At 44.7% G+C, this 26,272-nt stretch carries 21 protein-coding genes, 2 tRNA genes and 2 pseudogenes; 10 read left to right on the forward strand and 15 right to left on the reverse strand.

Going from position 1 to position 26,272, the window contains the following annotated elements; all coding sequences use genetic code 11:
- Positions 1-11: 11 nt before the first annotated feature.
- Positions 12-923 (reverse strand): hypothetical protein, encoded by a 912-nt coding sequence (locus PSM36_RS10390; protein WP_083711012.1) that lies wholly within the window; start codon positions 921-923, stop codon positions 12-14.
- A gap of 239 nt (positions 924-1,162) precedes the next feature.
- Here PSM36_RS10390 and PSM36_RS10395 point away from each other — a divergent pair, with 239 nt between their 5' ends.
- Genes PSM36_RS10395 through PSM36_RS10415 form a run of 5 tightly spaced genes read left to right on the forward strand, consistent with a single transcriptional unit; the run spans position 1,163 to position 5,102 of the window.
- Positions 1,163-1,951: a sulfite exporter TauE/SafE family protein gene (locus tag PSM36_RS10395; RefSeq protein WP_076930842.1), complete on the forward strand. Its 789-nt coding sequence runs from the start codon at positions 1,163-1,165 to the stop codon at positions 1,949-1,951.
- A 7-nt stretch (positions 1,952-1,958) separates the two neighbouring features.
- On the forward strand, positions 1,959-2,687 hold the full coding sequence (locus PSM36_RS10400; RefSeq protein WP_076930843.1) for a phosphatidate cytidylyltransferase: 729 nt from the start codon (positions 1,959-1,961) through the stop codon (positions 2,685-2,687).
- 10 nt (positions 2,688-2,697) lie between these two features.
- Complete coding sequence (locus PSM36_RS10405) at positions 2,698-3,372, forward strand: phosphatidate cytidylyltransferase (RefSeq protein ID WP_076930844.1); 675 nt, start codon at positions 2,698-2,700, stop codon at positions 3,370-3,372.
- Positions 3,373-3,385: 13 nt separating this feature from the next.
- Positions 3,386-4,492, forward strand: coding sequence for an SDR family oxidoreductase (locus PSM36_RS10410; protein ID WP_076930845.1), 1,107 nt, complete (start codon positions 3,386-3,388; stop codon positions 4,490-4,492).
- Between the two features lie 22 nt (positions 4,493-4,514).
- The gene (locus tag PSM36_RS10415) at positions 4,515-5,102 is read left to right on the forward strand and encodes a CDP-alcohol phosphatidyltransferase family protein (protein WP_076930846.1); all 588 of its coding nucleotides are present in this window, start codon (positions 4,515-4,517) and stop codon (positions 5,100-5,102) included.
- Positions 5,103-5,277: 175 nt separating this feature from the next.
- On the opposite strand, the gene PSM36_RS10420 is transcribed toward PSM36_RS10415, so the two are convergent.
- From PSM36_RS10420 to PSM36_RS10440, 5 genes and pseudogenes are all read right to left on the reverse strand, one after another.
- A tRNA-Leu gene (locus tag PSM36_RS10420) sits at positions 5,278-5,361 on the reverse strand.
- Positions 5,362-5,369: 8 nt separating this feature from the next.
- Positions 5,370-5,453: transfer RNA gene (locus PSM36_RS10425), tRNA-Leu, on the reverse strand.
- Between the two features lie 281 nt (positions 5,454-5,734).
- Positions 5,735-7,139 (reverse strand): annotated as a pseudogene (gene ltrA / locus PSM36_RS10430) (group II intron reverse transcriptase/maturase).
- Positions 7,140-7,664: 525 nt separating this feature from the next.
- Complete coding sequence (locus PSM36_RS10435) at positions 7,665-9,671, reverse strand: PspC domain-containing protein (RefSeq protein ID WP_076930847.1); 2,007 nt, start codon at positions 9,669-9,671, stop codon at positions 7,665-7,667.
- A 7-nt stretch (positions 9,672-9,678) separates the two neighbouring features.
- Positions 9,679-10,035, reverse strand: coding sequence for a PadR family transcriptional regulator (locus PSM36_RS10440; protein ID WP_076932190.1), 357 nt, complete (start codon positions 10,033-10,035; stop codon positions 9,679-9,681).
- A gap of 321 nt (positions 10,036-10,356) precedes the next feature.
- Between PSM36_RS10440 and coaBC the strand changes: the two genes are divergently transcribed.
- Positions 10,357-11,571 carry a bifunctional phosphopantothenoylcysteine decarboxylase/phosphopantothenate--cysteine ligase CoaBC gene (gene coaBC, locus PSM36_RS10445; RefSeq protein ID WP_076930848.1) on the forward strand — a complete coding sequence of 405 codons (1,215 nt, stop codon included), beginning with the start codon at positions 10,357-10,359 and terminating at the stop codon, positions 11,569-11,571.
- A 193-nt stretch (positions 11,572-11,764) separates the two neighbouring features.
- Positions 11,765-13,459, forward strand: coding sequence for a M23 family metallopeptidase (locus tag PSM36_RS10450; RefSeq protein WP_076930849.1), 1,695 nt, complete (start codon positions 11,765-11,767; stop codon positions 13,457-13,459).
- Here PSM36_RS10450 and pncB read toward each other — a convergent pair whose 3' ends face one another.
- The 8 genes from pncB to PSM36_RS10490 all read right to left on the reverse strand — a co-directional run bounded on the left by pncB (position 13,460) and on the right by PSM36_RS10490 (position 22,467).
- Positions 13,460-14,632, reverse strand: coding sequence for a nicotinate phosphoribosyltransferase (gene pncB, locus PSM36_RS10455; RefSeq protein ID WP_076930850.1), 1,173 nt, complete (start codon positions 14,630-14,632; stop codon positions 13,460-13,462). It abuts the gene before it with no gap.
- Between the two features lie 157 nt (positions 14,633-14,789).
- The gene (locus tag PSM36_RS10460; RefSeq protein WP_076930851.1) at positions 14,790-16,385 is read right to left on the reverse strand and encodes an aspartate:alanine exchanger family transporter; all 1,596 of its coding nucleotides are present in this window, start codon (positions 16,383-16,385) and stop codon (positions 14,790-14,792) included.
- Positions 16,386-16,656: 271 nt separating this feature from the next.
- Positions 16,657-16,950: a PG0541 family transporter-associated protein gene (locus PSM36_RS10465; protein WP_076930852.1), complete on the reverse strand. Its 294-nt coding sequence runs from the start codon at positions 16,948-16,950 to the stop codon at positions 16,657-16,659.
- Positions 16,951-17,000: 50 nt separating this feature from the next.
- Positions 17,001-18,707 carry a transposase gene (locus PSM36_RS10470; protein ID WP_076929013.1) on the reverse strand — a complete coding sequence of 569 codons (1,707 nt, stop codon included), beginning with the start codon at positions 18,705-18,707 and terminating at the stop codon, positions 17,001-17,003.
- A gap of 173 nt (positions 18,708-18,880) precedes the next feature.
- Positions 18,881-19,897: an efflux RND transporter periplasmic adaptor subunit gene (locus PSM36_RS10475; protein ID WP_076932191.1), complete on the reverse strand. Its 1,017-nt coding sequence runs from the start codon at positions 19,895-19,897 to the stop codon at positions 18,881-18,883.
- Positions 19,898-20,032: 135 nt separating this feature from the next.
- Positions 20,033-21,118 carry a TolC family protein gene (locus tag PSM36_RS10480; RefSeq protein WP_232001415.1) on the reverse strand — a complete coding sequence of 362 codons (1,086 nt, stop codon included), beginning with the start codon at positions 21,116-21,118 and terminating at the stop codon, positions 20,033-20,035.
- 107 nt (positions 21,119-21,225) lie between these two features.
- The gene (locus tag PSM36_RS10485) at positions 21,226-21,837 is read right to left on the reverse strand and encodes a TetR/AcrR family transcriptional regulator (RefSeq protein ID WP_076930853.1); all 612 of its coding nucleotides are present in this window, start codon (positions 21,835-21,837) and stop codon (positions 21,226-21,228) included.
- A 225-nt stretch (positions 21,838-22,062) separates the two neighbouring features.
- The gene (locus PSM36_RS10490; RefSeq protein WP_076930854.1) at positions 22,063-22,467 is read right to left on the reverse strand and encodes a hypothetical protein; all 405 of its coding nucleotides are present in this window, start codon (positions 22,465-22,467) and stop codon (positions 22,063-22,065) included.
- 255 nt (positions 22,468-22,722) lie between these two features.
- On the opposite strand from PSM36_RS10490, the gene PSM36_RS10495 reads away from it, so the two are divergent.
- Positions 22,723-24,231, forward strand: coding sequence for an IS5 family transposase (locus PSM36_RS10495; protein ID WP_076930855.1), 1,509 nt, complete (start codon positions 22,723-22,725; stop codon positions 24,229-24,231).
- A 24-nt stretch (positions 24,232-24,255) separates the two neighbouring features.
- Here the strand turns inward: PSM36_RS10495 and PSM36_RS17375 are convergent.
- Positions 24,256-24,372 (reverse strand): annotated as a pseudogene (locus PSM36_RS17375) (AraC family transcriptional regulator); the annotation flags it as partial.
- A 267-nt stretch (positions 24,373-24,639) separates the two neighbouring features.
- Between PSM36_RS17375 and cmk the strand changes: the two are divergent.
- Positions 24,640-25,347, forward strand: coding sequence for a (d)CMP kinase (cmk, locus tag PSM36_RS10500; RefSeq protein WP_076930856.1), 708 nt, complete (start codon positions 24,640-24,642; stop codon positions 25,345-25,347).
- Positions 25,334-26,227 (forward strand): 4-hydroxy-3-methylbut-2-enyl diphosphate reductase, encoded by an 894-nt coding sequence (locus PSM36_RS10505; RefSeq protein WP_076930857.1) that lies wholly within the window; start codon positions 25,334-25,336, stop codon positions 26,225-26,227. The genes cmk and PSM36_RS10505 overlap by 14 nt, the downstream gene beginning before the upstream one ends.
- Positions 26,228-26,272 lie beyond the last annotated feature (45 nt).

Consider the following 26,272-nt stretch of genomic DNA (forward strand, 5'->3'; position numbering starts at 1 on the left):
TTTTCTAAAGATCAATCTGACGGAAGTTCAATTTTCTTATATCTCTTGTAGACAGCCACCATCAGCGTGCCAAACAATACCGCCATCACGATCATGATATGGCTGGCCAACCCCTCTACCGAAAAAGAGAGCCTGATCAGGGTCGTGGAGACAACAAATCCTGAGTTTCGCATCACCTTGGGGAAATCATCAGTAACCGCAAATGAAAAAAGCAGTATAATCACATCGCTAAGGATCAGTATCAAAAAGAAAGAGGAGAATAGATCCCTGGACGATAAGCCGGTATTTTGCAACCATTCGATAAGTGAATGGTGACTGAACCAGTCCACCAGGTTAACCACAACCATCATCACGAATATAACACCAATTACCAATGCCAGAAACTTCTTGGCCAGGATATACTTTTTCTTCTTTTTCGGGATTCCGTCAGGTATTCCCTTGGTACTATTATTACTCCGGATGCTCTTTTGATTCTGCGCATAATAGAGGTAAATCAGGAAAAACAACACAAGAATAGTAATCAAGGTATAGATAAACTGTGGATTGCTGTACATCTGATCCAAATCGGACGAAATTTTCAGTTTGGGGATCTCTTTAAATATTTCCCGGATAGTGATAAGAGCAATCACTTCAAACTGCTTTCCAATATAGACAGTCATCGATTTGGGCAGATAATAAATCAGACAATACACTTCATAATAAAGGATAATGGAAAAAGGAGTATAAATGGCATTTACCGGATTACTGAATCCACTGGCATACTCTCCTGCATCGATCACCCCCAAATGCACCAGCCATATTACGCCTAAATGGAGGAAGAAACCGATCATCGCAGCCACAAAGATGAATTTCTCCAGCCTCAATTTAGTCTTTGCCGAAAGTATTTTATTATAGATAACTGTTAAGATTGCCTTTAACCTCATTATTCATACGATTAGGATACAAAAATAACAAATAGGGGGAAAAATAGTTGCTTTCCCGAAAAGATCGAATAAGTTCAGTATCGTTTTTTTATACTTCAGCAACCAAAATGGCTCTTTAGGTATGGCACCTTTACAGATTCACTCCGTTATAATGTTACTTTACATACGCATTATAATCTATATTCGCCGGAATTTCAAACAGCAATTAGTCCCGGATTTATGACAGAAAATTAAAAGTCATGTTTTTTTATTCGGATATAACACCTCTTTATTTTGTCTTACCGGCGATCGGCTTCATAGTCGGTTTGTTTGGAACGATGCTGGGCGGAGGAGGCGGTTTTATTTTCCTGCCGGTACTCACGCTCCTGCTGCATGTTCCTGCTTCTGTTGCCGTGTCGACCTCTTTGGTGGCCACTTTACCTATATGTGCATTGGGTACACTGGGACATGTTAAGCAAAGGAACATCGCTTATACCATTGCACCGGTTTTTTTACTTGCAGGTGTAGCGGGCACTTTTGCCGGCGCTGCGATTGCCGGCCGGATCAGTAGTGAAGAACTAAAAACCGCTTTCGGTATCTATGCTGTCCTCATCTCGGGTAATATTTTTTACGACACCTGGAAAAGGAAGAAAAAAGATCATACAGCGCAACAACGGCGGGGATGGACAAAAACGACGAAAGGCTGGTTTTTCGGGCTGATGGCCGGATTGGTTACCGGCGTCTTTGGTGCCAGCGGAACCGCCCCTGTGCTGGCCGGCCTGCTCTCCTTGGACATCCCGTTGAAGAGGGTGGTCGGTACATCCCTTCTGGTTATTTTAGTCAATACCGTGTTTGCGGTAGGCGCCCACGTGCTGGTCGGACAAACCGACCTGACACTGGTATACTTTCTTACCGCCGGATCGGCACTGGGTGCAATTGCCGGTCCGCGGCTACTGTCGAAATCCAATGTGGGCAGTTCGGAGAGTAAAGTAAGATATGGCTATGCCGCCGTAATGATTTTCATAGGTATTTTAATGATCATCAAATAGATAAAACATGATTTGGAATATTTACCTGATTATCCTGTTTTATTTTCTACTGGGAGGAATCGGTTTTTATCTTATCAACCGTAAAAAAGATCCGCTGGTCGCCCGGAAAAGCTATACCAAGTTCATTGTTTACTTTTTCATTGTGAACGGATTGTTTTTCAGCATCACGATAGAGCCTGTCGCTTTCCGGTATCTGGCCGTGGTGATCACTATCGTGGGCATGGTAGAACTGGTCCGTTTGTTCCGGCTATCCGGGTATACCCGAAAGAGGTTCTTTGCTGCCTCGGCAGCAATTTTTTCACTCTTGGCCATGAGTTTCTGCTTTTTTGCCACACTCAACGAAAATTTAATATTATTTACGTTCCTCGTCCTTTCCATCTTTGACGCCTTCAGCCAGATAACCGGCCAGTTATGGGGCAAAAAGAAAATTTTGCCGGAGATTAGTCCGAATAAAACCCTGGGCGGACTGGTAGGCGGCGCATGTGTCGCATTGGCCAGCGCGTTCCTGTTGCGTAAACTGCCTGGCGGCTCTCCCGGGAGTTTATTATTCCTCGCCGCAGGGATAATTCTTTTTGCTTTCCTGGGAGATGTGGCTGCCTCTTATTATAAAAGGAAGTATGGAGTGAAGAATTTCAATAACCTGATACCGGGTCACGGCGGCTTTCTCGACCGTTTCGACAGCCTGATCGCCGGTGGCGCATGGGTTGCCTGGTACAGCCTATTGACAGATATTTAAAGGAAAAAATATGGTAAATATAATCGCAATAGCATTTTTTTATTTGGCAGGCATTTCCATTTTTCTTATTATTAACGAGCTAATATATCGACGGTTGGATCTGGAAGGTGAGCTCACCCGGAAGTTTGCACATCTCGCCGCAACATTGGCAACCCTGCCTTTTCCTTATATTTTTCCTTCCCACTGGTATGTGCTCGTACTGGCACTTATTTTCGGGTTATTTTTATTTGTCACCTGGCGCAGCAGGCGATTAGGCTCCATCCACTCAATTAAGCGGAAGTCGTGGGGCAGCTACCTGTTACCCCTTTCCATCTATCTCACCTTCCTGATATCGGATCTGACAAGCAACAAATTCATCTATATACTGCCCATATTGATCCTGGCGGTGTGTGATCCGCTGGCGGCCATCTTCGGCATAAATATAAAAAAAATGAACGGGCAGATAAAAATCTTCGGAAAGCCTATCCAGAAAACATGGGTAGGATCGGGTACGTTTTTCGTTTTAAGTTTCATGATCAGTCTTATTGCCCTGTATCTTCATCTGGAGTTACTGAACCTGAAAACTTTTTGGCTTGCCATGACAGTGGCAACAGCCGGTACATTTGCCGAACTTGTCTCATGGCGGGGAGCCGATAACCTTACTGTCCCTTTAAGTGTGGTATTGGTATTGCTCCTTTTTCTATAAATATATATGCAAAATGAAGAGAATAGTTATAAATGGGCCGAACGGTTATGTCGCATCCCATTTCATACTGGAGTTATTAGAGAGGAATTACGAAGTAATTGCCCTGATCAGGAGGAATGGCGAATGTACGCCTGAAGAGCGGATGAACACAGTGTTGACAGAAATATCCGGTGGGCGCTACCGTCCGTCGGAAAAGCTGAGAATATATGCCTATTCGTTGGTAGAGGAAAATTTTTCTATCCCGCCGAAGCAGTTGAAAGAGATTTTCAGTGTGGAGACAGATTATTTTCACTTTGCTGCCAGCCTGAAATACGACGCTAAATCAAAAGAGGAGATATTCGTAACCAATATTTCAGGAGTGGAAAACTCCATCCGGGTGTTCAGTCGCCATGCAGTCCCCGGCTCCCGTTTTTTCATGGTCAGCACCGCCTATTCCTGCGGGAGAAGCAACGAACTCTTCAAGGAAGTGTTTTATGAGAATAATGAGGATATAGCAGCATTCAGGAATTACTACGAACAGTCGAAAAGATTTGCGGAGAATATAATCGCAAAACATATCAGCAAGGATCATTTACCGGGACATGTGATCCGATTGTCGCAGGTAGTGGGGGACAGCCGCACGGGGGTGACCAAAACCTGTTACGGTATATTCGATTTTGCCCGTCGGGTTTATAACCTCTCACACCGGTATCCCGACCGGACCATACGTGTCAGGATTGATCCGGACGCCACCCAAAACCTGATCGCGATCAATACCGTTGTAGATTATCTCATGTGTATGACCGAAACCGCCGGGTTACCAACAATCGTGAATATGGTCTCCAAAAAAACTGTGCAGAACGGTCATATCATTGAAAGCCTGAACAGGCTGTTGCCCATCCGGCTTGTCCCCGACAATACATTGGAGCCGGCCGCCATGAATGTATATGAGCGGATCATGTCTATCGGGATGTCGTTTACCGGTGCCTATTCCCAGACCAATATCCTGTTCGACACAACGAATCTCGATGCCCTGTTTACAGTCTCATTGCCGGATAACGGTCCGGACGAAACTGCCGTGTTCCGGATGCTGCAATACTTTATAGAAAGTTTATCGAAGAACTATACTCCCGTAAGATAATATTAATTTAATTCAGAATAGTATGAAAAAGTTATTGTGGAAAGGGGAAAATATACTGAATATCCCGAATGTAATCAGCCTGTACCGCCTACTGGCATTTCCGCTCATCCTCTATTTCGCGTTGACCGGACAGGAGAAATGGTATACCATTTTCCTATGTATCAGCCTTGTAAGCGATATACTGGATGGTAATATCGCCCGTATCTTTAAGTTACAAACCAAATTCGGGGCAGCACTCGATAACCTGGCGGATGTCTGCACCTATTCCATGGCGATACTGGGGCTTTTCCTGTTCAAATGGACAGATATAGCACCCCATGCCTGGATACTATACCTGTTTCTCGCCATTTTTCTCGCCAGTTACCTGGTCTCGTTTATCCGTTTCGGGAAAATTCCCGGTCTCCATCTTTATTCAGCGGTTTCGGCAGGATATATCCATGGGATTTTCTTTTTTGTGTTGTTCGTTTTCGAATTTTATACCTGGTTTTATTATCTGGCACTTATATGGGGCATTGTTGCCTATACCGAAAAGATACTCGTGCTCTTGCGGCTCGATGATATCCGGAGCGGAGTAAAAGGGCTTTACTGGCTGATAAAGAGTGAAAAGTAACAGGATTGGAAAAATCCATTGGATTCGGAATATACCCGAAGGAAAATATTATCTAAAAATTGTATATGGGAAAGATTGATTTTCATACTTCATGCGCTTTTGTTCACCTTTTTGTTCACTTTTAAGCTACATGAACTTGGATGTCGCTGAAAATCAACAATATAAAAAGTAGTTGTGCGCAGGATGAGACTCGAACTCACACGCCGTAACCGGCACTACCCCCTCAAAGTAGCGTGTATACCAATTTCACCACCTGCGCATTTGCAGTGCCCAGAACAGGACTCGAACCTGCACGTCGTTACCAACACTAGTCCCTGAAACTAGCGCGTCTACCAATTTCGCCATCTGGGCATTATCATTAATTTAAATAGAAAAACAGGCCTCTGCCTGTCGCTATCCGAAAGCTCATGTTTCCAGCTACATGAACCGTCTGTTTCCGAATTGCGGATGCAAAGATAATAGTTTTTTTATACCTGAACGAATATTTTAAAAATTTATTTGATTCATTGTGATACCGTTTATATGTCGTTATCAAAATCGAGTAGGAGGAAAATAAAGTAGTTTCCTCCTACTTTATTTTCCGGCCTCTCACACCACCAGCCCATACGGTTCCGTAGGCGGCGGTTCCTTACTTACGATACGACTTTGCGGTAACAGTCCATTAATAAAGGATAATTTGCCTTCCTCAGGTTATCATTACTCAACGCCCTCGAGAGTATCCAGCTTTTGGATATGTGCCAGTATCCTTTGCGGGTATTTGCCCATTCCCATGCTTTCGACTTCTCTATTCCACATTTAACAAGATTCCTGAGTCCGGGTTACCGTCTTCTTCCAGTTCTTCCAGATACACATCCGCAACCGCCGGCGGAACCACCTGTCCATTTCGTGGAGTTTGCTTTTCATGTCAGCCAACTTGAAGTATTCAAGCCAACCCATGATATAATGGCGCAGCGATTCCTTGCGCCGCGCGTACCCCATGCCATTGCTCCGTCCCGTCAGCTCTTTCAGTTTAGCCTTAAACTTGTCGAGACTTTTGGGGTGGACTGACAGACGGTATTCGCCACTGTGGATATAGAAACTATATCCGAGGAACTTCATTCCCCTTATATGGCCGGCTTTCGTCTTCTCACGGTTGACCCGCAAGTAAAGCTCTTCTTCTATGAAACGGATGATGCTGTCCCGTGTCCTTTCAGCCGCCCGTCTACTCCTGCAGAAAATCATGCAATCATCCGCATAGCGTACGAACGGGTGTCCGCGCCTTTCCAGCTCCCTGTCCAGACCGTCGAGCATAATGTTGCCCAACAGCGGACTTAACGGACCACCCTGCGGTACGCCGGCATGGCTCTCCTCGAAGCGCTCTCCTATACGTACGCCTGCAACAAGATACTTGTGGATAAGGGAAATGACCCTGCCATCACGTATCTTGTGCGACAGTACCTCTATCAGACGGCTGTGGTTGACCGTGTCGAAGAATTTCTCAAGGTCAAGGTCAACGGCATACTTGTAGCCCGAGTTGATGTGGAATTGCGCTTTCCGCAGGGCATCATGGCAACCGCGTCCGGGGCGGAAGCCGTAACTGGTTTCGCTGAACTCTGCCTCGTAAAGCGGTGAAAGGATTTGAGGTATAGCCTGTTGAACCAGACGGTCGACAACCGTCGGGATACCCAGAGGACGGGTTTGTCCATTCCCTTTCGGTATTTCAACACGGCGAACCGGGCAGGGACGGTATGTCCCCTCCAATAAACTGTTCAACAGGGACTCCTTGTGGCGGTGCAGCCAAGGGAGAAGTTCCCCCGTCTGCATCCTGTCGATTCCTCCACTCCCCCTGTTAGACATTACCTGTTTATAGGCTCTGTCAAGGTTCGGGGGGGAAACGATCCGTTCCATAAGGTCATCCCCGCCAAAGCGTACTTCAATGAGGTTGTTTTCGGTTATCCCCATGAAAGTCTGCACTCCCGCATAGCTTTCGGATGCCGTCCTATCCTTCAGCGGGCAGTTATCACTCTGCGTTGATGTTTTCTGCATTCTTCCCTTCATCGGGTAACGTTCATTTACTGCTCATTTACATAAGGTTCAGCCCTTCATACTTCGTAAGACTTCCCGCTGTACCATCTTCAATCCGGGGCGGGCTTGTATCCGTACTACTATGGCTTCGGCTGACTTCTCACGGCAAGCTTTACTCCGTGCTTCCGAAAAAACATCCACACGTCCGTGAGACCTCCCGTGGTAAGACTATCAAACTTTCATCCCGTGTATCCGCACCATTTACTCTGCCACATCCGGGTAGCTTTTGGATTTCGTTTTGCTTTGCAAACTCGTCCTGTGGCTTGAGCCTTGTATGATGTTCGTGTTCCTCGGATCGGGACTTTGCCGCCGGCTTCCTTCAGATTCCACCTCGCAGTGGACACCCTTGCCTTGAGCTAACGGTTGGTCGCTACCTACCCCCGTAGTGGACTTGCACCACCAAGTTTGTAATCATGCACGGCACACAAAGGAAAACCGCTCCACGGGGGAACGGCTTTCGATTCACAATGAAAAGTCAAGTATGATAAAAAAAGAAATTTATATTGAATCTGTAGTAAGTGTCATGTAAACACCACCCTCTTCCGACACATCTACCGGTACATAATTGGTATTACGCGAATAATTCCGGATTCTCTTGCGTACGACTGCCGGCGGCCTGTTATCTTTGTAATCCCGCAATGCTTCGCTCATCTCCACTGTTTTCCCTACGGGTACGGATATCTCTACGGTAATACTCTGGTTCCTGAAGCCCTGCTCCACCGGCACTGAAAAAAATTCCGGAAGCAACAACAGGGAGTCTTTCTGCTCAATTTCATACGAGAACTGTGCTATATCCGCCTTGGCTGAACGAAGATCTCTACCATATATAGCTGATATGACCCGTACATGAAACAGCGAATCATTACTTTTGCCTATCTGCAGGTTGATATTATCGAAAAGGAGCGAATCCTCGTTGATCGTGGTATAGGGCAGCTCGTCGAATTCGTGATTGATTCCGAAATCAACCCCATACAACGTCCTGAACGTCCTGAGTTCAGCATAATCTTCGGGATAGGGCTGCATCTCCACATACATCTTACCAGAGGTGACCGGTGCAATGGAAACGGTCCTTTCACTGGAACTTTCCACGCTGAACTTGTCGGCTATCCGTGCACTCAGTATACCGGTCAATGCAAGACCGGTAATCCAAAGCAGAGAGGCGACAATACCGATAGCCGGTCGCGATTTGGCCTTCATAGCACGGCGTATGATCCATACAACAACCGCCGTGACGGGAACAAGGAAGATCAGACCCAGCGAAGTAAAGAGCAGATTGGTCTCATAACCGGGGTCGATAAACAATGATTTCAACGGCAACAGATGCGTGCCGGTCACCAACAATCCGATAAAAATACCGACCAATATCAATAAAAAGATACCGACAAAAGAGAAAAAGATGATCTTCAACAAAACGACCAACGCATTCAGGCACCCAGACCGCCGGGGCTGGGATGGCATTTCCGTACGACGCTCCGTAACAGGTGGTACAGGAGGCATCTCCTCCACACCGGTTATCCCATTCTCTTCCGTTTTAACAGCCGAGTCGGCAGCATAGTAAGCCTCTTTTCTTTCTCCTGCAGGATGGAAATTTCCTTCACCGGAGGTGCGGCTTCTTGAACTCGCTACATTGTCACTCACCTTTTCGCGGATAGAACGGATATAGTCTTCTTCACCCATCATTTCCAACTTCTGCTTTACGGTCTTTGCCACCGGAATGATCGCCCAAAGGACAACATAAATGACTATCATGCTCGAGTTGATATTCCAGTTAAACCCCACGTGATCGAAAATCTTGTTCAACGGGAAAACGGAGATCATCCCGATCATATTCAGCATGAGCGGTAACAGGAACAAGACACGGGGTATCCAGGAGTCAATCCGGAAATAGGCTGCGATACCGCCACATACCCCACCGATAAAACGGTCATTGGGATTGCGGTAAAGGCGCTTGGAAACATTCGACTCCAGCATTTTCGGCTTCAACACGATCCATAATACAATATATACCCAAAAAAGAAACCCGAAGAACAGCACAAAGAGAAGCCTTATCCACACGGGGTCGGTTTTAAGATAATGTGCCAATCCGCTACAAACACCACCTATAATCTGGTCACCGGAATTCCTGTGCAGACTCTGGCGTTCACTATCCGAAGGCCATGGCTCACTTTTGGACGCACCCGAAGCTCCCGTTTCCGATTGAGATGATTGAGATTCCTGTCCGGCACCTGCTGTCTCTTCGTAATCGGAATCAAAATCCTGCGGCCTGCCAATGCTGTCAATAACCGCTTTCACATCTTCATCGGTAATACAATTGATGCCATGCTTCAACCGATTGCCAAACAGTTCAGCGATACGACATTCAATATCGTTCACAATCTCGTCGCCACCCTCTTCCCGCGAAAAATAGGTTTTGAGACTGCCGATATACTGCTTCAACAATTCATAAGCAGTTTCCTCTATGGCAATCACCTGACCCTGAAAATTAATGTTGATTACTTTCTTCATATGGATTCTATTCTGATTGATTTTTATCTGACCTGTCCTCCTTTTGCGTGAGGGTATCAACTCCTGTCGCCAACTCATTCCATGTAGCCTGCAAGAGAACATAAAATTCGTCTCCTTTTTCCGTCAGACGGAAATATTTTCGTGGAGGCCCCGAAGTACTTTCTACCCACTGGTAAGTGAGTATGCCCGCATTTTTCAAGCGATTAAGCAGAGGGTAAAGGGTTCCCTCCAAAAGTTGCAACCCGGCATTCTTCATCTCGTCGATAATATCGCCGGGATAGGCCTCGCTCCTTCTGATGATGGAAAGAATACAATATTCCAGTACTCCTTTTCGCATCTGGCTTTGCGTATTTTCAATATTCATCTCTGTATCATTTTGTATTGCAAAGATACCCAAAGCAAGGTATTATGCAATACAAAGTACCAAATATTTGCTCATAATTAAATTTATTTAACAATAAAGAAGGTAAATGTCATGCAAATGAGGCTATTTCAAGTTCGATTCTTGTTACTTTTGCACTGTTTTCATCAAGCCAACCAGGCAATAAAACTGAAAACAACTGAATATGGATAATTGATTGAATTCAATTAATTTTCAATTATCACTACTTCCCGATGAATCGGGACAAGTAGTCCCGACTTGTCGGGATCAGTAGATCAACAAATCATCAGATTCGAATAAATTATGTCACTTCAGGGAAAACATATTGTATTAGGTATTACAGGCAGCATCGCAGCCTATAAATCGGCTATTCTCACCCGGCTGTTGATAAAAAAGGGAGCGGAAGTACAGGTTGTGATCACTCCGGCCGGCAAGGAATTTATTACGCCGGTGACGCTCTCCGCACTTTCGGGACGGCCGGTAATTAGTGAATTTTTCGCTTCCGGTGACGGTACATGGCACAGCCATGTGGATCTGGGATTGTGGGCAGACGTGATGATTGTGGCACCGGCGACGGCTGCCACCATCGGTAAGATGGCCAACGGGGTCGCGGACAATATGCTGATCACCACCTATCTTTCCATGAAAGCGCCTGTCTTTGTGGCGCCGGCAATGGATCTTGACATGTACAGGCATATTTCCACCCGACGCAATATCGAAAAACTGAGAAGCGACGGAGTGCAGATCATCGAAGCAACCGAAGGGGAACTGGCCAGCCACCTTGAAGGGAAAGGAAGGATGGAAGAGCCGGAAAATATTGTGTCTGTTCTGGAACAGTTCTTCGCTGCCGGAAACAATCTTGACAAGAAGAAAATCATGGTCACTGCAGGGCCGACCTATGAACGGATCGATCCGGTACGTTTCATCGGTAATTTCTCTTCCGGGAAGATGGGATTCGCCCTGGCGGAAGAATGTGCTTCACGGGGTGCTGAGGTGATCCTGATCACAGGCCCCACCGCATTATCAGCTTCACATCCCAATATACTAAGGGTGAACGTGGAGTCGGCCGTCGAGATGTATGATGCCGCGCTAAAGATTTTCCCGCAAATGGATGCAGCCATCCTCTCGGCCGCAGTAGCCGATTACCGCCCGGAGCAGATGAGTGAGGAGAAAATAAAACGGTCAGGAAATGAGCACTTGTCACTCTCTCTTGTCCCCAATCCCGATATCGCGGCTTCGCTCGGAAAGATAAAAAAACCGGGGCAACTGACCGTCGGTTTTGCTCTGGAGACCAACAACGAAGAGTCGAATGCGATAAAAAAGATAAAAGAAAAAAACTTCGACTACATTGTACTCAATTCACTGAATGACCAGGGAGCAGGCTTCGGACACGATACGAACCAAGTGACGATCCTTTCCCGCAACGATGAAAAACGGTCGTTCGCGCTAAAATCAAAAAGTGACGTGGCAAAAGATATTATTGATACAGCTTTAAGACAGTTGACAGTTGACAGTTGACAGTTGATAATTGATAATTGATAATTGACAGTTGACAATTAATAGTTTCCAAATCCAACATCCGACATCCCAAATCTAAAGTCTTGGTTCTGTCATCATTCTTAATTTTTTAATTCCTCATTTAATTCTTGGCTCTGATCTTCACTTTTAATTTTTCATTTTTAGTTCTTAATTTTTCACTCTTAACTATATAATGCGACTATTCAAATTACAGCTGATACTCTTCCTGTTTTTTACAAGTATATCCCTATCCTATTCACAGCAGTACAGAAATCCCGTCACCATCCCTCCCGCACTTAGCGGCAACTTCGGCGAATTAAGAAATAATCATTTCCATTCCGGTATCGATTTCAAGACACAACAGGTGGTCGACAAACCCATCATCGCCATCGAGGACGGATACGTCTCCCGCATCAGTGTCTCTCCCGGGGGCTATGGGTTGGCACTCTATGTAGACCATCCCTCTACCGGCCATACCAGTGTATATGCGCATCTCAACAGCTTCTCCAGAGAGATCGCGGAATGGGTAAAGGAACAACAATACCGACAGGAGCGATTCAGTGTCATCCTCTATCCGGAGCCGGGCATGTTGCCGGTAAAGAAAGGGGAACAAATTGCTTTGAGCGGCAACACCGGCAGTTCCGGCGGGCCTCACCTCCATTTTGAGATACGCGATACCCACACGGAAGAGCCGTTGGACGCATTGGAATTTCTGGCTAAGATACCCGATACACGAAAACCGAACCTTCAGGGGATCACCTTTTATCCCATACTTGAAAAAGGGGTAGTCAACGGTAGCGGCAATCCTGTCAGACTTAATATCAGCAAAGATAAAGCGGGAAATCCGTCACCACTGGGAAGAAACATTGAGGCCTGGGGACGTATCGGTGTGGGTGTAAAGGCATACGACCGGATGGACGGCCAAAACAATATCTACGGCGTAAAGCATATCCGTCTTTTCGTGGATGACCGCCAAATATTCAACAGTACCATAAGCCGGTTCTCATTCGCGGATACACGTATGCTGAACACTTTCATCGACTTTGAAGATTGGAGAAAGCGACGGTCGTTCTTTATGAAATCATTTATTGAGCCGGGCAACACCCTTCCATTCTATGAAGCCGAAAATAACGGATATATCGATATTGACGAAGAGAGGCCATACCGATTCCGGTATGAACTGGAAGATCATTACGGAAACAGGCTGACCTACAATTTCACCGTCGACGGAAAATCACAGTCTATCCCCCAAAGACCGGATTGTAATAACTGGATGGCCTGGAACCTCTATAACTCTTATATGGAGATGGGGTTTCAATTGCAAATTCCAAAAGGAAACCTGTACAACGATTTTTGCTTTTCCCATTCCACAACCAGAAGTAGGAATCATTATTCCGATCTGCACCAAGTGAACAATAGCCCTGTTCCACTACATGACCGTGCAGATATGTGGATCGGCATGCACACCGACACGTTACAAAACAAAAAAAATTACGGTATCGTAAGGATCAGCGACAACGGATCGGAGAGTTGGGTCGGGGGAGAGTATGTCCGTGGGGGTATTAAAATCAGCATTCGCGAGTTGGGTGATCGGTACGCCATATCGGCCGATACTATCGCTCCCGTCATAACACCTATAGAACCAGCTATCTGGGTAAATCAAAAACGCATCCGCATCCGGCTCAGGGATGACAAGAGCGGTATCGCATCATTCAGGGGAGAGATCAACGGCGAGTATGTATTGTTCACACACGACAGCAAATCATCGATCTATACTTACCGGTTTGATGACAGCCGGCTGACAAAAGGTCAACAGCAGGTATTGGTTTTTACTGTTGTTGACGGGGCAGGCAACCGAAGCGAGTATACCTACAACTTTTTTTATTAATTACAACCCCAGTACCGCCTGGGCAATCGCTATCTCCTGCTCGCTGCCGGTATGCTTACCTTCTACATCCGATAGTTTGATGCACTCCTGCCACTCTTCACGGGGAGTCATCTTGCAGCGGAAAAGCTTCATCACGATATTCATTCCTTTGATATCGTTCCCTACATCGGCTGTCAGATTTGTACCAATCCCAAAAGTGGCACCGATACGGTCGCCGCAATATTCTTTGATTTGAATAGCCTTGTCCACATTCAGGCTGTCGGAAAAAACCAGGTATTTAAGTTTAGGATTTACACGTAACTCCTCATACCTCCGGATCACCTTGTCGGTAAACAAGAACGGATCCCCGCTATCGTGACGCAGGCTGGTAAAGAGCGACGCATGTTTTTTACTGAAGTTACGCAGAAAAACATCGGTGGTATAAGTATCGGTCAGCACAGTACCCAGATCGCCGTCGTAAACATTGATCCAATTCTCCATCGACATATAATTGGCCATCTTGTAACCGTAGATCGACCCGTGGAACTGCACCCATTCGTGTGGATGTGTCCCTGACACGTTCAGGTTATGTTTAAATGCCATATAGACATTGCTCGTCCCATAGAGGCCGGTACCGGCATGTTGCTTCAACAGTCCGGTCACCCGGTCTTCCACATCGGCGCTGAACCGCCGCCGCATTCCGAAAAGGGAGACGGAAAGATTATGCTCCTGCATCTTCTTCGCTTTCTCCACAGTCACCTCTTCCATATATTTCAGGTCTGGATAACGGCCGGTCTCACGGAAGTAGAGCTCGGAGACGGTCGCCAGGATAGGAGTTTCCCAAAGGGTGACGCGATAGAGAAGCCCAAGCGCTTTTATATGCAACTTGCTTCCCTCCATGTCGATCTCCACCTCCGAGGGATCAAACCGGAATCCTTTCAGAAAATCAATATAGATTGGCGGCAGATAAGGCATTTGCTTCCTTACAAACGCCTCCTCCTCTTTGGTGAGTGCAAGGTTCGACATCTCCTCCAGTTCTTTTCTCAGGAGCCGGTCAAATCCTTCCGGATAGTCACCGTTACTCCGGTCTATAAATTCAAACTCGCCGTAAGCTCTTGGAAAGAGCTTCGAATAGGCATAACCGGTAGTAAACTTATAAAGGTCGGTATCGAGGATACTTTTGATAACAGCCATATCTTTTACTTATTTATTTTATTGAACGTTTTTGTTAAGCCAAATGTACAGAGATCAAACTTGTTTGGGCTATGTCATGGCGAGAAAACGACTAATGTAATTGAACAATACAACATCTCAAACCGAAATCCGGTTCACCGGAGCCGTACTATGGAGGTTATCCCAACAGGGCGAGCACTTGTATCAATACGATCAATAATATCATGGCTACGGGATATACGGTGGCGTAAGCCACGCTGGGAGCAGTGCTGTCGGTCATTGAATCGACAGTGGCCAGCCCGGGGGTACTGGTCATACCTCCGACAATGGTACCCATTAAATCCAGAATAGGGATTTTGAACACGTAAAATCCAAGCAATCCGGCGATAATCATGGGTACTATCGTGATAACTGCTCCAGTAAGGAAATATGGTAAGCCATAGGTCTGGAAGGTCGCAAAGAGATTAGCGCCTGCCGACGTTCCCACTTCAGCGAGGAAAAGCAATAGCCCGAGTTGCCGCAGTAGCTGGTTCGACATCCCCGACATCGACCAGAGGATTGGCCCTGTTTTTCCCAGTTTACTCAGCACAAGCGCTGTCATCAGTACTCCACCCGTCAGTCCCAAGGAAAAGGAGAACGAATCGGAAAAAGAGATCTGTAACTGCCCGACTAATATACCCAGTACAATACCCATGGCTATCGGGAAAAAGTCGGTATCCGATAATTTTTTCTCGTTGTTGCCCAGCAGTAATCCCACTTCCTGCACACTCTTTCGCTCGCCTACTACCACTACCTTATCACCGAATTTCAGTTTCAGGTCGGGTGTAGGAGAAAGCACTATTCCACTCCGTCGGATACGCGTGATATTACAATGATATGCCCGGGAAAGGTCTAATGACCCCAATATCTTGTCTACCATCCTCTTATTGGTAACCAGGAGCGATTCCACCACCTGGTCCTGATCTACCGGCAATTCTATCTCGGTACGTTCACCAATAAACAGAGCAAGTTGGTTCAGTGAGTTATCCGTTCCTACAGCTTTGACCAGATCCCCTTCCCTGAGGATGGTCTTTGCCCGGGGAATCACCATTGTGCCCTCATGGATCAGGCGGGAGATAACAGCTCCTGTCATGGAACGTATCTGCAATTCGGCCAATGATTTATCGAATACGGTCGGATTTTTGACCCGGAAGACTGCGAAGTTCACTTCAGGATAGGCCGCCTTTTCCTGCCGGTCGAGCCGGAGCGCTTCCTGTTGCAGGTCAACACCAATCATTTTCGGGAAGAATTTCACAAACAGAATCACCCCTATCACTCCAAACGGGTAAGCAATACCGTACGCAATGGAAGCAAGCGGGGAATTGGTACTGTCGATGGCTACCGCCAGCCCCGGTGTACTGGTCAATGCGCCGGCAATCAACCCCGTCACTCCCGGCACATCTATACCGAAGAGATAGGCCAATCCTATACCAACAGCACCGGCACTAACCACAATAATCAATGCCATCATTAATAGATTTTTTCCATTCTTTTTAAACGAATCGAAAAAACCGGGCCCCGATTGTAAACCGATAGTAAAAATAAACAACACCAACCCGAAATATCCCAATGAGCTGGGAATAGTCACCCCAAAATGGCCGAACAGCAAAGCTATAAAGATCACTGCCGACACATCGAGTGAGAGACCTTTAATTTTGATGCGTCCAAGCATATAGCCAAGCGCTATAATAAGAAAAACGGAAAAATAAGAATTCTGAAGTAACGAATACAACATAACAATGTCCGGATTAATAAATTATCAATGACAGCCTAAAGAGGCTGCAAAGGTAATATTTATCCTTCGGTTAGGAAAGTGGTTACACCACAAAGTGATCCATCATAATTGTGACCTAAACCTGATTAATCCCTATTAGGCGGGATAATCCTGCGAGTGAAGAAAAGGACTATATTGTACGACAACCCACTCAGAAAAGCCGGACATATCCATGCCCGGCTTCCGACTTAAATGTACGTTTATTACAGAATAGTGTACACTTCTAAAAAAATCACACCATATCTTCCACGTTCAAAACAAAAGCTCGAAGCCCTAAATTGTTATACTCATTATCAAGCTCTTTTAGGTATTTAAGTAAGAACGCGACTCTGTCATTTTCGACTATTGTAATGATAGCATTATTTACCGACGGCCATGCATGGCTGCCATAATGAGGCTCTCCGGTGTTGCTGCCTCTGCCGTAAACTTCTTTCCAGGACGAAAATCCACGAATATTCAGTTTGGACAGGTCTCTCTCGATCTGGCTGTAATGTGCCTGATCAAATATAATCAAAACTGCTTTCATTTGAATTTAGAATTTTAAAATTATGAGTCTGCTCTGAAAACCCCATTTTTTCAAATTGCTGAAAAATGAAGTTTAACCGGACAAATGTGATTGTTTTTATTAATTGAAAGTATGTTTACAATAATATACATATTGAAACATAAATTAATTATATATTGTGGCAGTTTTTGCCAAAAAAGCGCTCTTTGACTTATTCGCGTCATATAATTCACTATCCTGACGAAGTTTATCCACAACGAGCGGGAGTATGCCCATAGTTTGTGCTTGGCAAGTGACCTGTAACGGCTCTTGTCATTCGGGTAATGGTATCCTAACTGGAAAATGCTTGCTTCGACATTGTTCCTGATATTTTTTTCATCTATCGGGATATCGTCCAATTTCTTCCTCAGAGCGGCAGCCCTGAGGTTATCCTCATCGAAGTAGCGGTATTTTCCTTCTTCAGTCTTGATCCTCCATTTCCTCTGTGTTTTGTCTTTGCGGAGTTTTACCCGTTGTGCCTGTATTGTTGTTCCTGTTTTGTTGTCGGTTACTATTAAATTGATTTCATTCTGTTCGTCCAAACGGATGTCATATCTCGGTGCGGGGCCTTGCATGCCTGTGAGTATCAGCTCGATGCCATTTTTATCGCTTTGGCAATACTCCTGATTATCAGCACTGTGGTAAGCCCCGTCGGCATATACTTTCTCTATTTTGTCGGATATTATTTCCTGTGTCCGATCCAGGGCTTGTTCAAGGAAGCCGTTGTCCGGAGCCGATGCCACCGTTACCTCGGTATCGGTTATCAGGTTCAATGCCGTATCTTTGTCATCTCCCGGTTGGTCGCATGTCTCGGTGACGTTCACCGAATACCCTTTGACCTTGTTGCCGTCTTTGTCACGGTAATGGCAGTCGGTGTCATGGGGTGACTGTATGGATTTGGCGCTGACTTTCTCCTTTTCCAGAGGAACGACAGTTTTGTCCCTGCCAACCGAGTATTGTTGTTCGAAAACCGCTTTAAGGGTCTGGTAATGACCATAGTCATGCTTCTTGAAGAGCCCTATAAAACGGTACATCAGTTTGCCCAGTTCAACGAACCTGGCATCAACCTCGGCCTTTGTACTGCGGTACACCACCTTGTTGCCCGTTTCACCCTGTATGCTTTCGATAAGGGAAAACATCTCTTTGGACAGGCTCTTATTGAAGATATGTTCCTCCCTTTCATTGATAAACAGACGCAGGGTTTCATGAATCAACTCGTAACGGGAGTACCAGGCGATATTGCTGCCGACCAGTTTACTGTCCATGCGCACCTGCTTGCCGCTCACCTCAAACTCCAATAGCTGGTCACGGGTGATTTGCCCCTGGCACTTTTTGAACAGGTCTTCGCCGTGTTCCCTTGCATAGTCAACCAGATGGCGACGGAAAAGGTAGTAAGTGGATGAAACAGGCTCAGCGTCCTCTAACGACATCAGACCCAGAGCACTGCGAACAAGTAAATTGTATGCGCAGTTCTCAAACAATTGTGCGTCGCTCCATCCCTGGCCTTCCTTGAGGATCATCATACCGACCAAAATACGGATAGAGGCATTAGGAGCCCCCGTTCCATTAGAATAAAGTGGTCTGAAAATAGACTCATCCACACGCATTACAACATGGTTTCGGAACCGGTTATGCCAGGAGTCATTTTTTAGGTATTCTTTCTTCTTAGAGTCTCTGAAGTACTCCGTCGGTGATGAAAAAATGCCCAATTGAGGGTTTTCGTCCGATTTTTTGAACATATTATACAGTTTTAAGCCCTACTAAGGTAGTGAATAATAGCTATATACACAAATATTTCAAAGAACTTTTCAGGTGAAATTTACCTGATTTATAAAATTTATTGTACAAAAAATTTTAAACTAAATTATCACTCCGACTTTTCGGAGCGGACTCAATCTTAAATCTGAAATTTTTAATCAATAACTTCCACTTCGGCGCCTTCAATCAATCCGGAATTTCCCTGAACGATCACACGGTCACCGACATGTAACCCCGATACTATCTCATATTTATCGCCAATCCGGGTTCCCAGCTCTACTTTCGTATAGACGGCCTTTCCATCTTTTTCCAAAAAAACATACCGGTCGTTGGACCCGCTTTGTTTCAAGACAGCCAAATCAGTGACGAGCGGACGTTCATTGGTTCCGAAATTAAGTGTCACGCGTGAAAACATTCCCGGACGAAGACGCTGGTCGGTGTTGTTCACTTCAATCTCCACGGGAAAAGTACGTGAAGTCGGGTTAATCGTCGGATGGATCAAAGATATTTTTCCTTCGAAAGTTTCACCCTCCAACGCATCCACGACTATTGTAGCGGGCATCCCCGGAGATACTTTACTATAATATGATTCCGATACATTGATGACTATCTTGACCGGATTGATATTTTCAATCGTCAGGATCGGCATTCCGGCAACCACATCACCCGGATCATAATTACGGGCGGTCACAATTCCACTTATGGGACTTATCAACCCGGTATTTTCTCCGGTAGTATTCAGCGCTGTCTGAGCAACATCAAGCTGTGTTTTCATTTGATCCAGTTGTTGTTTGGAAACACCTCCCACTTTGTACAATTCACTATATCTCTCATAATCGCGCCGTAGAGTAGCCAATTGTGTCTCTTGCTGTGAGTAATTGGCTGCATCCATTGTGACCACAGTTTGTCCTTTGGAAACCCTACTGCCAACATCCACATGAATAACCCTGATACGACCACCCATCGCAGGAGTGATATGATTGACAGCTTTTGCTTCAACTGTGGCTGTAAAAGATGAGAGTTGGTCTACAGGCACCAACCTGACCTCTTCCACTATGACGTTTCTTTTAGTGTTCTCTGTTTGTTGTTCACTCTTACCGGATCCTCCGCACGAAGAGAGCATCAGAAGAGCAGCCAACGAGATAAATTTTAGAAAGACTTTTCGTTTCATTTGATTTATATTTAGTTTCAATTTCTTTGATTTTATATTTCGATATTCAAATCCCAATCAATTCATTTATTATCAATACTTTTACCGATTTATCGATATCATCACATCAATAGATTATCAAATCATCACATCAACTTAGATATCATAACCGAGTGTTTTTTCCAAATCAGCTTTGGATGCCAAGTAGTCATAGATAGCATTACGGTATTGCAATTCGGCATTGGTTACCGCAAGGGCAGCCGCATTCAGATCCACGATAGTTCCCGCTCCTGTCTCATACCTTTTCTGTGTGATTTCGTACCCTTTCTTTGCTTGTTGTACAGACGACTCGGCAGCAACAACCTGTTCAATACTTTTATTGATAAGCTCCACACTGTTCTTCACGGATAGTTGCAGGCCCCGTTTCAGGTTATGGCGTTGTTCCTGTAATTGGTACAATTGAATTTCGGACTGTTTGATATTATGATACCGTTGCCCCCCGCTAAAGAGCGGAATGGCAAGCGTCACACCTACCACTGAATAAGGATCCCAACGATATGTGTTGAATTTGAAATCGTTGTTCTGGCTTATATAGGAATAGTTGAAAGAAGAGGTGAGGGTGGGCAGACGCTGCAGTTTTTGCATCTCATACGCGTTTTCCGCCTGCATAGCTTGCAGGTCGAATTGTTTCAGGTCACTATTGCCAATCAGATTGTCATCAGAGGGAACAATGGCTTCAAACATCCATTTTTCATAATCAGAAAGCGATCCCACGATCTCCACCGGCAGCTCAGAGTCAATACCCATCAGCATTTTCAATTGAAGTTCCGCGATTTTCAACATGCTTTCCGACTGCAGGATATTGGGAATAATGCTTTTGAGGCGGACATCGGCGGTAATGACATCGTATTCGGAGACGACACCCTGCTCAAACTTATTTTTGATATTTACTAGGTTCAAAGAGTCGGTCGCATAGGTTTCCCTGAACAAATCGTAGCTGTCTTTTGCCAATAATATACTGTAAAAAGCCTTTTTTACCTGGTGTGTCAGATCGATCTTCGATGATCGCGACTGCTCCACGGCAATTTCCAAATCAACCTTGCTCATCTGGATATTTTTCCATAATGACGGTACAACGAGTGGCAGACTCACATTGACCCCTCCCGTCCACATATTTTTCCGGCCTACCTGGATACCATCGTCAGCGCTATCAGGATCGGGCGCCATTAACTTTCCCAGCACTGCAATATTCCGGGATCCGTTTCTTGCGCGTTCGCAACCGGTAACCTAAACAATCCACAAATCGTCATTACGACGATACCAATTTTTGTAGCTCTCATAAAATATTATTAATTATTTGAATGGGGTAAGTCGGCAATATATTTATCTACGATTTCAATACCTTTATCGGTAGAAATTCCGCGGAGCATATTAACCATTATATTGAAAATCATATCTGTTCGGGATAAAGAAACTCTTACTGAATAAATACCGTAGATTACTATGCAAGTACTTATATCCAACATAAAGACAGTTTCATCAAAATGTAGATTTTTACGGAAATAATTGTCTTCTATTCCTTCTTTCAGTAATCGTTTCAAATAGATATTACTTTTCTCTGCATCCTCTAAAATGTATTGATAAGTTTCCGGATAATATTTGTAGATATCCTCCCAGAATATAGCAACCGGTAACCGGGCGTATTTATAATGATTGATTATTTGTAAACATCCATCAATAATATTCTCCGATTGACTCATGATTTCAATAACTCTATGGTTTCTATCTTCTTGAGAAACAAGGATGCAATTCTTCAAAATGTCTTCTTTATTCTTAAAATTCTTGTAAATAGTCCGTTTAGAGATCCCTAAAGAAGATGCCAAATCGTCCATGGAAATATTTTTAATACCATGAAGGCCAAAAAGGGTTGTCGCTTGTTGAATTATTCTTTCTCTTAACATTGTTTTCTTTATGATTTTGACAATGCAAAGTAATACTACAACTGTGCAGATTGTAGAGAGTGCAATTCCTAAACGGCTATTTTAAGTACTGAAGTACAAAAAAACGATGCCCAACTATACATCCACTTCACTAAAAAAGAGTGGACAGTCCACTCTTTCTTACTATTGCTTTCCTGATAAGGAAAACAAAATACAATATCTGATCCGGTTACAATGAATTTTCCATCAACGAAAAAACGCAATAAGAACCTGGCAAACACCAAGCCCAATCACAATAAAGCTCATATTGGTTTTAAACAGGATAAAATCAACATTTCTTTTATACAATCCGTCAACTGTTTTTTTGTTATTCCATTTCAGGATCTGTTTCTCCATTAATTTGTATCCCAATATTATTCCCATATTTATTTTGGCTATTGAAAAAAGTAGCCCGACAATACCGATAAAAAGATTGTTATCCGTGAATATGTTTTGAATGTAAATAATCAGTTCCCACACTCCAAATATAAGGCAAATGATACTGAAACAGGCTCTGTAACGCAAAATCAAGTCAATCCATTTTGCAGGTAAAACACGGGGAGGGACAGCGAGTATTCCCGATACGATAAGCACAATTCCACTTATTAACATGATGTTTTATTTTTTATTAGAGTTTATATCGAATAAGATTTTAGATGTTTGGTTGTCAATAGCCTTATTCCTTAACCAATATAATGTCTATTCTGTAAAAAATATCAATTAGAAGTACCGCTTAATTATATTTCTAAGTTTACATAGGGTCTGCTGAATAATCGATATTTATGCTGAAAATCAGCAGATTAACCGTCATAATATTTGCATAGCTGCAAGAAATTGAGTATTTTTACTTCATAAACCTTGCATTTTATGATACGATACAAGAGCTCCAGACAGCTTTCAATTTCCGAGTTCAAGATGCCCTTCGAGGCAAAACTGGATGAGAATAACCGGTGGGTTTTTCTTTCAAAAATAGTTCCCTGGGAAGAGTTCGCCCGGCTTTATTACAAGAACTTCAAGAGCAACCGGGGTGCACCCACCAAGGATGCCAGGCTTGTGCTGAGAGTGGTCATCATAAAGCACATCATGAAGACGGATGACCGCGGCGTGATAGAGATGATCCAGGAAAATCCCTACATGCAGTATTTTCTTGGGCTTGAGGCTTTCACTTATGAACAGGTGATGACACCCTCACTGCCGGTATCCATCAGAAAGCGAATCGACCTGGATGTCTTTGAATCATTGACAGATGATTTGATAAGAAAAGGATTAAAGCTGAAAGCCGGGGCAAAACAAGAAGAGGTTGACACGGTTGCGAAGGATGATGGGGTTAATAATGATGACGATCCCGATCCGCATCCCGGGAACAAGGGGAAACTTCAAATGGATGCTACAGTCTGTGATGCGGATATCAAATACCCCACCGACCTGGACCTGTTAAACGAGAGCCGTCAAAAGGCGGAAGAACTGATTGATGAACTGTGTTTGAAGCTGGGAGTCCGGGATAAACCCCGCACCTACAGGAGGGTTGCCCGCAAGGATTTCCTGAATGTGTCGAAAATGAAGAGAAAACCAGCCAACGTGTTAAGAAAAGCGATACGAAAGCAGATCAACTACCTGAAACGGGATGTACGGATTATTAACAATATGTTGGACACCATAAAGGATCAACCGATTCCTTTCGACCGGCGGCAACTGAAATATTTTTTTGTCATCCAGCATCTGCTGGAACAGCAGGAGACAATGTACAAGAAGAAGAGCCATCAAGTAGAAGATCGCATCGTGAACATTCATCAACCGCATGTACGCCCCATCGTCCGCGGCAAAGCCAAGGCAAAGACGGAGTTTGGGGCGAAAATAAATATCAGCCTGTTGGATGGCTATGCCAGGGTGGATCATTTTGACTGGGATGCCTTCAACGAGGGACAGGATCTTCAGGCACAGGTTGAACGCTTTAGGAAGCTGACCGGGAAGTATCCGGAGCTGGTCCAGGTGGACAAGATATATCTCACCCGGGAGAACAGGCGGTTTTTGAAAGAAAAAAGGATCCGCTACACCGGGGAGCCACTGGGACGAAAACCGGTAAAAGAGATCAAGAGCAGACACCAAAAACGTAAAGAGCGACGAGAGGCGGGGGAACGCAACCAGGTTGAAGGGAAGTTTGGTCAGGGCAAGCGTGGATATGGTTTAAATGATATCCGGGCCAGACTGTCCTCGACGTCAAACAGTTGGATAGGGGCTATCATTTTTGTGATGAACCTGATCCGGCACATGAGGGATATTCCCCTGTCTTATTTTGTCTCGTTACTATTGAAGCTGATGAAAGTGAGAAATATAAACATTTATCCACTCGGGCCACAAATGAAATTGTGTGCCTGATTGGGATTTAATAAGCAGACCCTACATAATCTCAATAGCAGGATGATAATGCCAGGGAACAATGAAATGAGGCAGGTCTTCTATATAATAATGTATATGACTATCTACGGGAAATGGCAACTCCTGGAACATCGGTTTCATAACTTCTCCTTTCTTTATTATGCTATTTCAACGAAACATACACTTTATTAGCGACCGTAATGATACAAAAATAAAACTTCAAGACAAAACCTGGATGACTTTTAACATTATCATCCATACATTTTAACAGGGATAAATATCCATTTCTGTTAAAAGATATTCTTACAAAAACATTCTATCTTTGTACTTTGTTTATCTCATTCGGGATATTTACCCATTGCAGGTTATCGCAGGGAAACAACGGATAAAGAGATTGATCATTTGGATATGCACGCAAAAAAGATTAATATTGCCATCGACGGTTTTTCCTCGTGCGGCAAAAGTACAATGGCTAAAGACCTGGCCAGAAAATTGGGTTATACCTATATCGACAGTGGAGCCATGTATCGCGCTGTTGCCCTGTACGCTATCAGGAAAGGGTGGATCACGGAAACAACGATGGACGAAGAAGCCCTTCGCGAACATGTTTCAGAGATAAAGATAACATTTGCTCCTAATGCACAGGGCAGCCAGGATACTTACCTGAACGGAGAAAATGTGGAGGATGATATCCGTACTTTAGAAGTGGCTAACGGTGCCAGCCGGGTAAGCACGCTCGGGTTTGTACGGAAAGAACTGGTTCGCCAGCAGCAGGAGATGGGGAAAGAGAAGGGGGTGGTGATGGATGGCCGCGATATAGGTACGGTTGTTCTTCCGGATGCCGAATTAAAACTCTTCGTCACTGCCCCACCAGAAATACGGGCACAACGCCGTTTTGATGAGATGAAAGCCAAAGGGATCAACCCACCGGCTTATGAAGATATATTGGCGAATGTAAAGGAACGCGACTTGCGTGACACTACGCGGGCCGAGAGTCCGCTACGTAAGGCCGATGATGCAATTGAACTCGACAATACGCACGTAGATATCGAGGGACAACTGCAATGGGCATTGGATATGTTTAACAGAATCACAGTAAAAAATGAACAAAATTGAAATAGACAGGCAGTCCGGTTGCTGTTTCGGGGTGGAGAAAGCTATTATCAGAGCGGAAGAGGAGCTGAAAAAAGGAGGCACCCTCTATTGCCTGGGTGACATCGTACACAACAACATAGAAGTAGAACGTCTGGAAAAGATGGGGTTAATCACCATCAATCATGAGCAGTTCAGGGAATTAAAGAACGTGCGGGTACTGCTTCGCGCACACGGCGAACCGCCCAGCACTTATGAAATAGCCAAACAAAACAATATTGAGTTGATTGATGCTTCTTGTCCCGTAGTACTGGGATTGCAGAAACGGATCAAGAAAAAATACACACATGCGGAAAGCGACGATGCCCAGGTTGTTATTTTCGGTAAAAAGGGACATGCGGAGGTGAACGGACTGCTCGGGCAGACTGATGAATCGGCCATTGTAATCGAGAGCAAAGAGGAGATAGACAAACTGGACTTCACAAAAGACATCAGCCTCTTTTCTCAAACGACCAAATCGCTTGAAGGTTTTCGTGAAGTAGGAGAACTGATCAAATCCCGTATGCAGGGCGACGCTAAATTTGAATTCTACGACACCATCTGCCGTCAGGTATCGAACCGGGTTCCCAATATACAGGAGTTTGCGGAAAATCATGACCTCATCTTCTTTATTGCCGGGGAGAAGAGTTCCAACGGTAAAGTCCTGTTTGCAGAATGTAAGAAAAAGAATCCCAACTCATACCTGATCCATCATCCGGATGAGATAGATCCATCCCTTATAAAAGAGGATATCAGTATAGGTATTTGTGGGGCAACTTCCACGCCTATGTGGCAAATGGAGGCTGTAGCCCAAAACATCGCAAAACTACAACCCCAGATGCAAGTCGAAAAAGCTGCTTTTTAAGCAGCTTTTTTTTGTATGCATCATTAAAAAAATCTATCTTTGCGC

This window comes from Proteiniphilum saccharofermentans, assembly GCF_900095135.1.
GTDB classification, from domain to species: Bacteria; Bacteroidota; Bacteroidia; order Bacteroidales; family Dysgonomonadaceae; genus Proteiniphilum; species Proteiniphilum saccharofermentans.

Bases quoted from the DNA above. Each gene is read 5' to 3' on its own strand.
- PSM36_RS10450 (WP_076930849.1), top strand. From the start codon at position 11,765: ATGCGACTATTCAAATTACAGCTGATACTCTTCCTGTTTTTTACAAGT.
- PSM36_RS10415 (WP_076930846.1), top strand. From the start codon at position 4,515: ATGAAAAAGTTATTGTGGAAAGGGGAAAATATACTGAATATCCCGAAT.
- pncB (WP_076930850.1), bottom strand. From the start codon at position 14,632: ATGGCTGTTATCAAAAGTATCCTCGATACCGACCTTTATAAGTTTACT.
- PSM36_RS10470 (WP_076929013.1), bottom strand. From the start codon at position 18,707: ATGTTCAAAAAATCGGACGAAAACCCTCAATTGGGCATTTTTTCATCA.
- PSM36_RS10495 (WP_076930855.1), top strand. From the start codon at position 22,723: ATGATACGATACAAGAGCTCCAGACAGCTTTCAATTTCCGAGTTCAAG.
- PSM36_RS10465 (WP_076930852.1), bottom strand. From the start codon at position 16,950: ATGAAAGCAGTTTTGATTATATTTGATCAGGCACATTACAGCCAGATC.
- PSM36_RS10485 (WP_076930853.1), bottom strand. From the start codon at position 21,837: ATGTTAAGAGAAAGAATAATTCAACAAGCGACAACCCTTTTTGGCCTT.
- PSM36_RS10390 (WP_083711012.1), bottom strand. From the start codon at position 923: ATGAGGTTAAAGGCAATCTTAACAGTTATCTATAATAAAATACTTTCG.
- PSM36_RS10490 (WP_076930854.1), bottom strand. From the start codon at position 22,467: ATGTTAATAAGTGGAATTGTGCTTATCGTATCGGGAATACTCGCTGTC.
- PSM36_RS10410 (WP_076930845.1), top strand. From the start codon at position 3,386: ATGAAGAGAATAGTTATAAATGGGCCGAACGGTTATGTCGCATCCCAT.
- PSM36_RS10395 (WP_076930842.1), top strand. From the start codon at position 1,163: ATGTTTTTTTATTCGGATATAACACCTCTTTATTTTGTCTTACCGGCG.
- PSM36_RS10440 (WP_076932190.1), bottom strand. From the start codon at position 10,035: ATGAATATTGAAAATACGCAAAGCCAGATGCGAAAAGGAGTACTGGAA.
- PSM36_RS10475 (WP_076932191.1), bottom strand. From the start codon at position 19,897: ATGAAACGAAAAGTCTTTCTAAAATTTATCTCGTTGGCTGCTCTTCTG.
- PSM36_RS10460 (WP_076930851.1), bottom strand. From the start codon at position 16,385: ATGTTGTATTCGTTACTTCAGAATTCTTATTTTTCCGTTTTTCTTATT.
- PSM36_RS10400 (WP_076930843.1), top strand. From the start codon at position 1,959: ATGATTTGGAATATTTACCTGATTATCCTGTTTTATTTTCTACTGGGA.
- cmk (WP_076930856.1), top strand. From the start codon at position 24,640: ATGCACGCAAAAAAGATTAATATTGCCATCGACGGTTTTTCCTCGTGC.
- PSM36_RS10435 (WP_076930847.1), bottom strand. From the start codon at position 9,671: ATGAAGAAAGTAATCAACATTAATTTTCAGGGTCAGGTGATTGCCATA.
- coaBC (WP_076930848.1), top strand. From the start codon at position 10,357: ATGTCACTTCAGGGAAAACATATTGTATTAGGTATTACAGGCAGCATC.
- PSM36_RS10405 (WP_076930844.1), top strand. From the start codon at position 2,698: ATGGTAAATATAATCGCAATAGCATTTTTTTATTTGGCAGGCATTTCC.
- PSM36_RS10505 (WP_076930857.1), top strand. From the start codon at position 25,334: ATGAACAAAATTGAAATAGACAGGCAGTCCGGTTGCTGTTTCGGGGTG.